Origin of the sequence: Bacillus sp. 205(2023), from assembly GCF_037027485.1 — a bacterium.
In the GTDB taxonomy this organism is placed as follows: Bacteria; Bacillota; Bacilli; order Bacillales; family Bacillaceae; genus Bacillus; species Bacillus halotolerans.
This window is the reverse complement of the sequence record NZ_JAXCHF010000001.1, coordinates 299404-310876: the sequence shown is the minus strand read 5'-3', so window position 1 is coordinate 310876 and position 11473 is coordinate 299404. Positions and strand designations below refer to the sequence as shown.

Here is an 11473-nt window from a genome sequence, read left to right as displayed (position 1 = left end):
AAACGTCACTATCGGTTTGTAAGGATAGAATGGCGTTTTTTAAATTTATTTTACGATGAGCTGCAGGTAATGTTATTGCTGACTGGCTTGGAGAGCGTTGTCTAAATCGTAAAGAATATCATCAATCGTTTCAATACCAATAGAAAGACGAATCATATCCGGAGTAACACCGGCTTTTACCTGACTTACTTCATCCAGCTGTTGATGGGTCGTGCTGGCAGGATGAATAACCAGTGATTTCGCATCGCCAACATTCGCCAAATGACTGAAAATCTTCACGCTGTTAATAAATTTCTTCCCTTCTTCCACACCGCCTTTAATACCAAATGTGAAAATGGATCCTGCTCCTTTTGGCAAATACTTTTGAGCAAGTTCGTGATAAGGGTTTGATGCAAGGCCTGGATAATTAACCCAAGAGACATAGGGATGTTTTTCTAAAAATTGTGCAACCTTAAGGGCATTTTCTATATGGCGCTCCATCCGTAGAGGAAGAGTTTCTAATCCCTGAAGAAACATAAATGTATTGAATGGCGAAGCGGAAGCCCCAATGTCTCTAAGCAACGTAACGCGTGCTTTTGTAATATAAGCTAGCGGTCCCAGTGCATCTGTATAAATTAGCCCATGATAACTTAGATCTGGTTCTGACAAACCTGAAAATTTTCCGTTAGCCCAATTGAATTTTCCAGAATCTACGATAACACCGCCGATAGAGGTTCCATGGCCGCCAATAAATTTGGTAGCTGAATGAACCACAATATCTGCGCCATACTCAATTGGCCTGCATAAATATGGGGAGGCAAATGTATTATCAACGATAAGCGGAACATTATTTGCATGTGCAATATCGGCAATTGCTTGAATATCCGCAATATTAATTCGAGGATTTCCAATCGTTTCTATAAACACAGCCTTTGTTTTATCATTCATTTTTTCTTGAAATTGAGCTGGATCGTCTACATCAACAAAGTGAAATTTGATTCCAAGCTTTGGCAAAGTATGAGCAAATAAAGCATAGGTTCCCCCATACAGGCTGCTGGAAGCGATAATTTCATCTCCTGCTTCTGCAATATTCAAAATAGAATATGTAATAGCTGACTGTCCCGATGAAGTTGCTAATGCCCCTACGCCGCCTTCCATTAGGGCAACACGTTGCTCAAAAACATCATGAGTAGGATTCATGATACATGTATAAATATTTCCTGGTTCTTTTAAAGAAAACAAATCTGCAGCATGATCTGTGTCGTTAAAGATATATGAGCTTGTTTGATAAATAGGGACTGCTCTAGAATTTGTAGTGGGGTCAGGTACTTGTCCTCCATGAAGAGCAATTGTTTCAAACCCTAATGAATGCTTTTTCTCCATCATTATACCCTCGTTTCACTCGTCTTTATATTCTGAATATTGCGTAATGATATCACAGAGTTTACTTCTCTACTATCCATTTTGCTTTGAAATGGTTTAATGGCTCTTTCTTTTAAACTTATGTTAATTTATCTGGTTAAAATAAACAATTTATAAATATTGATTTCAGATTTTCTTTCTCATTATGAAGAATAGAGTAACTAAAGAGTCAACAGCAAATTATTCACCCTTCTATCAGTTAGGGATCTAGCAACCCATTAAATTAAGAAGAGTTTCTCTATTTAACTAATTGTTCGGGTATATTTGATGCTTTCTGCTTTGTATTAGACACTAAGAGTATACTCATTAATACTACCGATAAGCCTATATAAGTACTCAAGGTAGTTCGTTCATCTAAAAATAAAACACCCCATATTATACCAAATATGGGTACCAATAGGGTTACACTAACGGTTTTAGTTGGCCCTATATTTTTTATCAGATAAAAATAGAGAAGATAAGCAACGCTTGTAGAAAATATGGCTAATCCTAAAACTGAAATAGTCACACCTATACTTGGTAACTTGTTAGGCATATCAAGGAGTGCAAAAGGCAGTAAAACAATACTTGCTCCTAATTGCTGTCCAATAGCTAAATCAAAAGATTTCATATCTTGAAAAGCTCTTTTACTATATACTCCTCCTATTCCATAGAATAAAGCTGCTAAAGAAATAGCTACTATTGATAATATAACCTTTACATTTAGTTGAATAGGACTCCAACCAACCAGGATTCCTACTCCTATGCACCCCATAATAATACCAAGGAAAGTACGCATATTTTTACCTTCTTTAAGCCATAAAATAGATATGATTACGGAAAACAAGGGCGTTGTAGAATTAATAATAGCAGCAAGTGACGCGGAAATGTTTAACTCAGCGTAAGCAATTAAAACGAATGGAATGGCTGCATTAATGGCACCCAGAATCATTAACTCTTTCCATTTGTACTTGATTTCTATTTTTTGTTTTAGTAATCGTGCAAAAATAAAAAGAGAGATAGCTGCAATTCCTACACGGCTTTCAATAAGAAATAAAGGGCCTAATGAAGGTGAAGCTATTTTGATGAATAAAAATGATGCACCAAAAAGGCTAGCCAGCAATAGTAAGATGCTAAATTGTTTGAAAGACATATCTTTACCATATCCTTTCTAAATGAGTAATTAAATCTCAAATTGACTCCTAACAGTTTAGCACCTAAACTGTTAGGAGTCAATTTGAGTATGGGGTCTTAAATCTGGCTTACCTTCAAAGGTTAAATATAGGCTATGTTGTTCATGTTCAATTAAGAGTAAATAGGTATGCTATACTGAGGAATAAATAACTAAAGTGATACCAGGTGAAATGTATGAAGACAAGAGAAGAAATTTTTAATGAGCTACTAGAATCTATTTATGAACTCTCTCGTAACACGAGCGCATACGAAAACATACCTCGAAAATATGGAACAGAAGATGAACTATATATGGTTGAAGCACATACCATTGATTTAATTGGAGAAAATGTGAAAGTTAGTCCTTCGCACCTTGTGAAGCTTACCAATAAAACAAAAGGTGCCATTTCTCAAATGGTGGATAAATTATTAAAAAAAGGGTTGGTTATAAAATATAAAAATCCAACCAATAGCCGAGAAGTTATCATAGAGTTGTCGGAAAAAGGGAAACAAGCTTATAAGTATCACAAAGAACTTGATCGAAAAGAATATGGAAAAATATTGAGTAGACTGAATCAATTTTCAACAGAAGATTTTATAAACTTCATGAAAATTGCTTCTGTAGTAAACGACCATATGAAAGACTCAACTCGAAAAAGTTTCCGTTAATTTCATATACCTTAAAAGATCATTCACTAAAATATAAATAATAGTGTTATGGGATCTTTATCTGAAAATAACTAAAAGAACCCATTTTGAAAAAAATCAATCAAAATGGGTTCTTTATTATTTTTAAGCTGTTTAATATAATGTTTCAATTGCCTCACGCGTAAACGGAATTAATTCTTCTGTTCGTCCATCTCGGATTTTGTTTACCCAGTCAGGGTCAGCCAATAATGCGCGCCCCACAGCTATCAAATCAAATTCTTCACGTTCTAATCTCTCGATCAAATTGCCCATTTTGTTGGCTTTGCCATTGGCCTCTTCTCCAGTAGCGAAGAAATCCACGAAATCAGCGCCATCAAGACCGACAGAGCCAACTGTAATTGTTGGTTTTCCTGTCAATTTTTTAATCCATCCTGATAGATTCAGTTCAGATCCTTCAAATGCAGGTTCCCAAAAGCGACGAATAGATGCATGAAAGATGTCGACGCCTGCATCAACTAATGGCGTTAAGAAACGTTTTAGTTCTTCTGGAGTTTCTACTAATTTTGCTGTATAGAAATCATATTTCCACTGTGAGATTCGCAACGAGATTGGAAAATCTGGTCCAACAACACGTCGACAAGCTGCGATGATCTCACTCGCAAAGCGTGTGCGCTTAACTATGTCTCCACCGTATTCATCGGTACGTGTGTTTGTTTTTTCCCAAAAGAACTGATCAATTAAAAATCCATGGGCTGCCATAATCTCAATGCCATCAAAACCAACCTTTTTAGCATTGGCTGCTGCCTGTGCAAAAGCTTCAACTAATTCCAAAATTTCTTGTTTTGAGTAATCATTAGCGTTGCCTCGGGCACCCATGTGCCACAATTGAGAGAAAATTTTCCCACCGGCCTTGTGTACCCCATCAACTACTTTTGACCAACCGTTTAGCGCCTCTTCTCCGTATAAGTGTGGTACGTCCTCCTGCCATGCTGGCACCTCGGATGCAACATCAGGATGGTTGATAAACGTACCCTCTGTCACAATAAGTCCAACACCATTTTCAGCTCTACGACGATAATACGCAGCGACATCCTCCCCTGGTACTCCATTTGGAGAAAAGTTTCGCGTCATAGGTGCCATCAAAATACGATTAGATAGTTTCAGATTTCCCATTTCGAATGGTTTAAAAAGAGCTTCAACTGACTGAAAATTATTCATAAAAACCTCCAAGTTTTATACTTTAAGACTTATTCATTATTCATTAACTCCATGATCAAGAGCAGATCCGACTTTCAAGGCAGTTGCTACCATAATTGATTCAGCAACTTCTTCTTTGGAATCTCTATGTTTTTTAACTTGTTTAACATCGTCTTGACTAATAATTCTTCCCTCTAATTCCTTTCGTCCGTACCTACCGTTTGGTACAATTTTATGTTAGCAGATTAAGCGGACAAGCTATTAAGAAATGTTTCGATTTCTTCTTGTGTTTTCCGAGCTTTGCTAACAAACCGCCCTGCTTTTTCTCCGTTATGATAAGCGATAAAACTTGGAATACCAAATACATTCAGTTCGATGCACAAATCAATAAAGTCATCCCGGTCTACATAAATAAACTGATATTCCGAATAATTTGCTTCAATGTCCGGCAAAATTGGCTCGATCGCCCGACAGTCTGGGCACCAGTCCGCTGAAAACATAAAGACAACGCGCTCTGTTTTTTTAAACTTCTCAAATTGATCCATTGATTGTAATTTTCCCATCATGATTCCCTCCATTCTTTTCATATACATAATCTTTGTATTCTTTAGCACATATAAGATGTTGGATATCATTTATATTATCCATTTGAACTTCTCGCATCCATCTTTAATCATAAGGGGATTCATTTACATATACAGGACTATCCTCTAATTCTGTGTTTACTTTTGGAATTTAAGGATGAGATAAGTTCGGAGTATTGAATCCACATCACCACAGCTATTGTTTATCGTTAATGAATTCCCTTCCTCTGGAAGATCTAAGAATACAATTTCATCAAATCGTTGTTTGAGTAATCTGTTGTCCCTAAACGTACTTGATCTTCAACTTTTGCCCAAATAGGGTCCTTGGAATAATACAGTTCTGTTAGTGTAATTACTGTAACCTCCTTCTATCAACAACTAAACTTTTTTGTACCTACCAGTTGGTACAATTAGGGATGATATATTACCAAAATAGATCAATGTCGTTTCCTATGAATTCTCAAGGTTTTCAATATAATGTTGGGCGCTTTGAGCTGCTATTGATCCATCACCCGTAGCTGTGACAATTTGGCGCAGGGTTTTTTCACGGATATCTCCAGCTGCATAAATACCAGGAATCTTTGTAGCCATTGCTTCATTCGTCATTACATAACCTTCTTCATTGGTTATGTCTAAGTTTTTGAATGCACCATTTAACGGAAGTGTCCCCACGTAAATAAATACACCATTTGCAGGGAATTGAGATTGTTCCCCTGTTTTTGTATCTTTTAACGTTACTGTATTCACTGTTCCATTTCCTGCGTTTATACTTGTAACTTCTTTATTCCAAATGAATTCAATCTTTTCATTGCTAAATGCTCTTTCTTGGAGTATTTTTTGCGCACGCAACTGATCTCGACGGTGAATAATGGTGACTTTTGAAGCGAAACGTGTAAGATACACAGCTTCTTCTACAGCTGAGTCTCCTCCACCCACAACAACAAGTTCACGTCCTTTAAAGAAGGCTCCATCACACACGGCACAATATGAAACTCCTAGACCACCAAGCTCATTCTCCCCTGGAACTCCAAGCTTTTTATGGTCTGCCCCAGTAGCGATAATAACAGATTTTGCATAGTATTCTTTCTTTGTAGTTACTACTTTTTTTAAACGGCCTTCATCTATAATTTCTTTTATATCTCCATATTCATATACAGCACCAAACTTTTTGGCATGCTCAAACATTTTATTAGAGAGGTCTGGACCTAAAATATGATCAAAACCAGGATAATTCTCTACATCCTGCGTATTAGCCATTTGTCCACCAAGTATTCCACGTTCAATAAGCAACGTGTTCAAATTAGCACGTGAAGTGTAAACTGCTGCTGTCATTCCCGCGGGACCTGCCCCAACTATGATGACATCATAAATTTTCATTTCCTCCAATATGATCTTCCTCCTTTAAAAGAATCCATTAATGCACATTTGATTAAAGGGACTTAATTTTTGAAACTTCTTCTTTTAATTGCGCAATACCAACAATACCAGCAAAAGGTTTTTCGAATTTATTATTAGAGTAGAAGCGTGTATTAGGGATACTCATTACACCAAATTCTGCAGCAAGCTCCGGATTCTCATCCACATCAACTTTAACAACTTGTACTTTATCACCATACTCTTTGTCAAACTCCTCTAATGTCTCAGCAAAAACCCGGCATGGTCCACACCAAGATGCTGAAAAGTTTAGTAAAACCACTTTATCTGTATTTAAGTTCTTTTCTAAATTACCATCTGTTACTTTGATTATAGTCATTTTGTTTTTCCTCCTGAGTTGTAAAAAGCTTTTTTAATAATTAATTGAATCGATTAAAGAGTAGACACTTTACCTTTGACTTCTATTTCTACGCCTGCTTTTTTGACCATGTTACCTACTATACATGCTCTGTCAGCTGCTTCATTCACTCTTTGCATTGACTGTACTTCTTTTTCTGTTGCATCAGCAGATAAAACAACACGAGGATAATGGATAATATCAAAACTACTGTCAGAAGCAACCATCTCAGAATCAACCTCAATACTCACTACTGGCAGTTTTCTTGATTCAACCATCGACACTAATGTTGCTACATAACAAGCTTGTACTGATGACACAAGGATTTCTTTAGGTGATGCTCCTTTCCCATTACCTCCATACTCTGTTCCTATAGCAATGGGTGTATCAATATATTGAGATTTGATGGTGCCATTTCCTTCTACTCCTCCTTTCCAAACAGCATTCAGTTTTACATTCAAATTAGACATGTTAAACACTCCTTTAGTTTTTGATTGCCATACTTTTTTAACATTGTTAAAACATCAGGTTGTATATATTTTACTTACTCTTTCTAGTCTTTTTTCTAATTGTTCAAAATGAACAAAGCGTGCTTCTCTCAAATATTCAGTTCCTTCAATGAATAAAAGGAGTGCAAGAACTGTAAGAATTGAAAACCTTGAGGCTATCTCCTCTACGTTGTAAGCATTGATATACCCTAATTTGATATGCGGAAATTTATCCAGTAATTCTCTAAGTTGAGGCAAGACTGCATGGCATACTCCACAATCCGGCCTTGAGATATACAAAAAACTAAATTTATTTTGATGGATAAAGTTATCTATTGAATCTAAAGATGTTAATTCAACTGTTTCTACCATTAGTTCTCTCCCTCCTAATACCAGTCTTTAATAGGATTAAACTTAAAATTGCCATTGCTAAAGAGATCAGATCAGTTTTAGAAGAGAAGTTAGAGTTTAAAAACAAACTCATCTAAGAGAAATTTGTTGCTCCCACTTATTTTTTACTTGTAGGAATTCCGCAGCTTCCATCAGTACAAAGTGTGTCATCCTCACTATTCACTGATAGATTCTTAAGTTTCAGTAACGGATTTTCTTCTTCCCATACCTTGTTAAGTGCCTCTAAGAAAGCCTCTGCTGGTTGTGCCCCAGAAACGGCGTATTTCTGATTTATAATTAAAAAGGGAACTCCAGAGATACCATAACGCTTAGCTTCTATTTGATCTGATCTTACCTCATCTGCATAAAGAGACTTGTCATTTAGGACCTTCAGAGCCTCTTGTCTATCTAAACCAGAAGCTTCTGCTAAATCTGCAAGGGTTTCATGATCACCTACATCCTTAGAATCAGTAAAGTGTGCATAGAGCAGAGTTTCCGAGATATCAGCTTCTTTTCCTTTTGTTTTTGCCCATTTTGTTAAGCGATGGGAATCAAACGTATTAGTTGGTTTCAAACCTTCTAAATTAAATGTTAATCCAACCTTTTTTGCACTTTGAGTTAAGTTTTCAAGGAACTGTTTTGTTTGTTCGGAATCCCCAAATTTAGGGAGTAATTTTTCATAATAACTTTGCCCGTTATATACTGGCGCACTAGGATCTAATTCAAAGCTTTTATATTCAACTTTAACTTCATCTTTAAAAGGGGATTGTTTCAATGCTTTTTCTAAATTTTGTTTACCTATATAACAAAAGGGACATGCTACATCAGACCAAACTTCAATTTTCATATGAACACTCCTTTAATTAAATTATTTAAATTTGGCTTACGTAATTATCGTATTCCTCCGCATTTAGAAGTTCTTTTATCTCCTCTGTGTTAGAAGCTTTTACTTTCAGTAACCACCCTTTATCATAAGGTGATTCATTTACAAATTCTGGACTATCTTCTAATTCTGTATTCACTTCTATAATCTGTCCGTTAATCGGAGAAAAAAGCTCAGATGTAGTTTTAACTGATTCAATACTCCCAAAGCTAGCATCTTTCACTGTTGAAGTTCCCATTTCTGGGAATTCCAGAAATACAATTTCTCCAAGCGTTGATTGAGCATAATCAGTAATTCCTAAGGTAGCAATGCTGTTATCAACCTTTACCCATAAATGTTCTTTAGAATAATACATATCTGTTGTACTCCTTCAGTCAGTTATAAGCAAGTTACTGTACCTACCGTTCGGTACAGTAACTATTGAAAAATACGCTTATAATTATTCTTTTTTCTTATTGTGACTTAAAGATGCCTGAACATGAACATTTCTTTGGATTGTATTTTTTACAGGTGAAAGTTTCATGGCCTGTGCAACAAGTTCTTCAATCTGATGTTCATCCGCATCACTATCGACATTAAAATGAGCATTTATTTCATCAAAACCAGGATTTCCTTCTTTTAATCCTAAAAAGACATTCAAATCTAGTTGTCCCGAAACCTCTACTTCTAATGAGTTTATCTTGATTCCCATTCCACTAGCAGTTGCAATAAACCCCACTGACAAGCAAGAACCTAGTGCGCTTAATAAATATTCCACTGGGTTTGCTCCTTTATTGGAACCTGCTAACCATTTTGGCTCATCAACATGAATAGGAGCATGATCACCTACTTTTGCCTCAACATGGAATCCGTTATCCCATTTTACAGAAGATGACCAACTTCCAGTACCTTCAGCAGGATTTTTTTTGTATTGCTCCACTAAACCTTCAATAATACTCATATCAACACCATTTAATTTCGCCATTGTTTATCTCTCCTTCAGCACAGAATTGTACCTACCAGTCGGTACAGAAAGAGCTTAACATAAGAAAATCAATATTGCAAGAAAAAAACAGTTGACTATTCTAGATTAAATTGTTTTCGGATTACTTCTATAATGTCACTTAAAAAGTTGACGCTTTGTTGGTTTTTCATTAGCAAAATTCCTCCTTCAATCATAGCTACAATTGCTTGAGCATCTTTTTTAGTATCAAAGGAATCTAACAGACCTTGCTCAACCATTTCATTTAATGTAATCTCTATAGCCCCTATCCAACATTCAAATAAATGTTGAATTTTTACACGAAACGTTTCATCATGCTCACTCATTTCAATGGCTAAGTTTCCTATAGGACAACCTGATTTATTCTTCACTTCAGTATGAAAAGTAAGGGTTCTGTCCAGCATCATATTTAACTTATTTACTGGAGTGTTATCTGACTGAAGAATATCTGATATTAACTCTGTTTGCCATTCATGGACTATAGATTCCACTACTGCTAATCCTAAATCATATTTAGATGAGAAGTAATGATAAAATTGGCCTTTTCCAATCTCTGCAGCCATAAGAATATCATTTATAGAGGTTGCTTGATATCCCTTAGAATAAATAATTTCTCTTGCAGCTGATATTATTTCATGCTTTTTAGACAAATTTCTCACACCTTAATCGCAAAGTTTAGTTTATATATTATATGATTCCATTAGGTTTTGCCAAGAAATTTAGGAATGGTTTATATTTCCATCATCTAGTGTAGTCATCAGAACATTACTTTCATGTAATGAACAGTTAAGAAATACCTTAAATTATAAAAGCAGAACAAATAGAAGCAGTTTTAACGGCTCCTAGCACCATGTAAATAATAAACGGCAGAAATTCTATTCCTACCCGTTTCATATCGTGTACGATTCTGAATGAGCTCGAAACAGACACTCTTCCCTGATTCAGAAAAAACGATATTGCTCGATTACACAATAGAGTACCTACTCCAGCAATTTTTAAGTTGTTCTACCTTCGAAAAGCTGTACGGGCAAATACGTTTCAAGTGGTAAATTATCAAATTCGCCTTCAATTTGTTTTTCTAAAATCTCAATGGCCGTTTTGGAGATTAATTCAACCGGCTGTTGGATCGTAGTCAATTCTGGCAGAATAGCCTGAATGGTTTCTGTTCCGTCATAACCAATCACTTTTAATTGACCTGGAATGTCTTTTCCGCGTTTTTTGGCTTCCGTAATGACTCCTGCAGCTATGATATCATCACTGGCAAAAATTCCGTCAACTGCAGGCTGTTCATCAAATAGTTTTGAAATGATGTTCCTGTAGTTTTCATGAAATGACACTTCATATGTAATAGGCTGTCTTCCGTGTTCACGCATAACATCTTCATATGCTTTTCTCCTCAGATTTGCAGGCGTTTCGAGTTCAATCGGCCCATTGATGTGAAGGATGTGCTGACAGTCCTTTTGTATCAGTAGTTCTGCCGCCTTTTTGCCTCCGTCATAGTTATCTGAACCGACAACAGGAACTGTTTCCGATAAGTAATGGTCAATTGCGACAATCGGCAAATTTTGCTGGTGATAATTGAGTATTCCCCGGTTGTAAGTAACGGCGATGACGCCATCCACTTGATTTCTAATCAGCATTTCGAGATATTTTTCTTCTTTATCTATTCGATTTAAACTGTTGCAAAGCAACAATTTATAGCCCATGGACGTGCAGATGCTTTCAATATAAAAGGCGAGTTCGCCGAAAAACGGATTGCTGGAGTTTGGAATGATAAGCCCTATTAAATTGGTGCGCTTTCGAAATAAAGAACGGGCCAAATCATTTGGAAAGTAATTGATTTCTTCCATCGCCTTGTAAACTTTATCTTTTGTTTTTTCGCTAATATAGCCGCGATTATTTAATACCCTCGAAACGGTTGTAGATGAAACTCCCGCTATTTTTGCAACATCATGAATGCTAGGCTTCATTCCCTTT

General features: G+C 36.1%; 13 protein-coding genes and 1 pseudogene. 1 reads left to right on the top strand and 13 read right to left on the bottom strand.

What is annotated here, in order from left to right:
- Positions 1-72: 72 nt before the first annotated feature.
- Together WA325_RS01290 and WA325_RS01285 are read right to left on the bottom strand one after the other, a co-directional pair.
- A complete protein-coding gene (locus WA325_RS01290; RefSeq protein ID WP_336183088.1) occupies positions 73-1362 on the bottom strand; it encodes a homocysteine synthase in 1290 nt (429 codons plus the stop codon).
- A 277-nt stretch (positions 1363-1639) separates the two neighbouring features.
- Positions 1640-2533 (bottom strand): DMT family transporter, encoded by an 894-nt coding sequence (locus WA325_RS01285; protein WP_248336571.1) that lies wholly within the window; start codon positions 2531-2533, stop codon positions 1640-1642.
- Positions 2534-2748: 215 nt separating this feature from the next.
- On the opposite strand from WA325_RS01285, the gene WA325_RS01280 reads away from it, so the two are divergent.
- A complete protein-coding gene (locus WA325_RS01280) occupies positions 2749-3222 on the top strand; it encodes a MarR family winged helix-turn-helix transcriptional regulator (RefSeq protein WP_105954330.1) in 474 nt (157 codons plus the stop codon).
- Between the two features lie 132 nt (positions 3223-3354).
- On the opposite strand, the gene WA325_RS01275 is transcribed toward WA325_RS01280, so the two are convergent.
- From WA325_RS01275 to WA325_RS01225, 11 genes and pseudogenes are all read right to left on the bottom strand, one after another.
- The gene (locus tag WA325_RS01275; protein WP_202853759.1) at positions 3355-4419 is read right to left on the bottom strand and encodes an NADH:flavin oxidoreductase; all 1065 of its coding nucleotides are present in this window, start codon (positions 4417-4419) and stop codon (positions 3355-3357) included.
- 224 nt (positions 4420-4643) lie between these two features.
- Entirely contained in the window at positions 4644-4985 is a 342-nt protein-coding gene (locus tag WA325_RS01270) for a thioredoxin family protein (protein ID WP_277988455.1), read from the bottom strand.
- Positions 4986-5432: 447 nt separating this feature from the next.
- A complete protein-coding gene (gene trxB / locus WA325_RS01265) occupies positions 5433-6368 on the bottom strand; it encodes a thioredoxin-disulfide reductase (protein WP_105954327.1) in 936 nt (311 codons plus the stop codon).
- A gap of 43 nt (positions 6369-6411) precedes the next feature.
- Positions 6412-6753, bottom strand: a pseudogene (locus WA325_RS01260) (thioredoxin family protein); the annotation flags it as partial.
- Positions 6754-6788: 35 nt separating this feature from the next.
- Positions 6789-7223: an OsmC family protein gene (locus WA325_RS01255; protein ID WP_105954326.1), complete on the bottom strand. Its 435-nt coding sequence runs from the start codon at positions 7221-7223 to the stop codon at positions 6789-6791.
- A 54-nt stretch (positions 7224-7277) separates the two neighbouring features.
- Positions 7278-7613: a thioredoxin family protein gene (locus tag WA325_RS01250; RefSeq protein WP_105954325.1), complete on the bottom strand. Its 336-nt coding sequence runs from the start codon at positions 7611-7613 to the stop codon at positions 7278-7280.
- A 136-nt stretch (positions 7614-7749) separates the two neighbouring features.
- Positions 7750-8478, bottom strand: a complete 729-nt coding sequence (locus tag WA325_RS01245) for a DsbA family oxidoreductase (RefSeq protein ID WP_105954324.1) — start codon at positions 8476-8478, stop codon at positions 7750-7752.
- A gap of 25 nt (positions 8479-8503) precedes the next feature.
- Entirely contained in the window at positions 8504-8869 is a 366-nt protein-coding gene (gene gcvH, locus WA325_RS01240) for a glycine cleavage system protein GcvH (protein ID WP_105954323.1), read from the bottom strand.
- Between the two features lie 84 nt (positions 8870-8953).
- Entirely contained in the window at positions 8954-9478 is a 525-nt protein-coding gene (locus WA325_RS01235; protein WP_022553777.1) for an OsmC family protein, read from the bottom strand.
- A gap of 95 nt (positions 9479-9573) precedes the next feature.
- Complete coding sequence (locus tag WA325_RS01230) at positions 9574-10146, bottom strand: TetR/AcrR family transcriptional regulator (protein ID WP_181185689.1); 573 nt, start codon at positions 10144-10146, stop codon at positions 9574-9576.
- A 345-nt stretch (positions 10147-10491) separates the two neighbouring features.
- The gene (locus WA325_RS01225) at positions 10492-11466 is read right to left on the bottom strand and encodes a LacI family DNA-binding transcriptional regulator (RefSeq protein WP_105954320.1); all 975 of its coding nucleotides are present in this window, start codon (positions 11464-11466) and stop codon (positions 10492-10494) included.
- Positions 11467-11473 lie beyond the last annotated feature (7 nt).

What these genes read in the sequence shown, in the direction of transcription:
- WA325_RS01290 (WP_336183088.1), bottom strand. Translation starts at nt 1,362, where the DNA reads ATGGAGAAAAAGCATTCATTAGGGTTTGAAACAATTGCTCTTCATGGA.
- WA325_RS01285 (WP_248336571.1), bottom strand. Translation starts at nt 2,533, where the DNA reads ATGTCTTTCAAACAATTTAGCATCTTACTATTGCTGGCTAGCCTTTTT.
- WA325_RS01280 (WP_105954330.1), top strand. Translation starts at nt 2,749, where the DNA reads ATGAAGACAAGAGAAGAAATTTTTAATGAGCTACTAGAATCTATTTAT.
- WA325_RS01275 (WP_202853759.1), bottom strand. Translation starts at nt 4,419, where the DNA reads ATGAATAATTTTCAGTCAGTTGAAGCTCTTTTTAAACCATTCGAAATG.
- WA325_RS01270 (WP_277988455.1), bottom strand. Translation starts at nt 4,985, where the DNA reads ATGAAAAGAATGGAGGGAATCATGATGGGAAAATTACAATCAATGGAT.
- WA325_RS01255 (WP_105954326.1), bottom strand. Translation starts at nt 7,223, where the DNA reads ATGTCTAATTTGAATGTAAAACTGAATGCTGTTTGGAAAGGAGGAGTA.
- WA325_RS01250 (WP_105954325.1), bottom strand. Translation starts at nt 7,613, where the DNA reads ATGGTAGAAACAGTTGAATTAACATCTTTAGATTCAATAGATAACTTT.
- WA325_RS01245 (WP_105954324.1), bottom strand. Translation starts at nt 8,478, where the DNA reads ATGAAAATTGAAGTTTGGTCTGATGTAGCATGTCCCTTTTGTTATATA.
- gcvH (WP_105954323.1), bottom strand. Translation starts at nt 8,869, where the DNA reads ATGTATTATTCTAAAGAACATTTATGGGTAAAGGTTGATAACAGCATT.
- WA325_RS01235 (WP_022553777.1), bottom strand. Translation starts at nt 9,478, where the DNA reads ATGGCGAAATTAAATGGTGTTGATATGAGTATTATTGAAGGTTTAGTG.
- WA325_RS01225 (WP_105954320.1), bottom strand. Translation starts at nt 11,466, where the DNA reads ATGAAGCCTAGCATTCATGATGTTGCAAAAATAGCGGGAGTTTCATCT.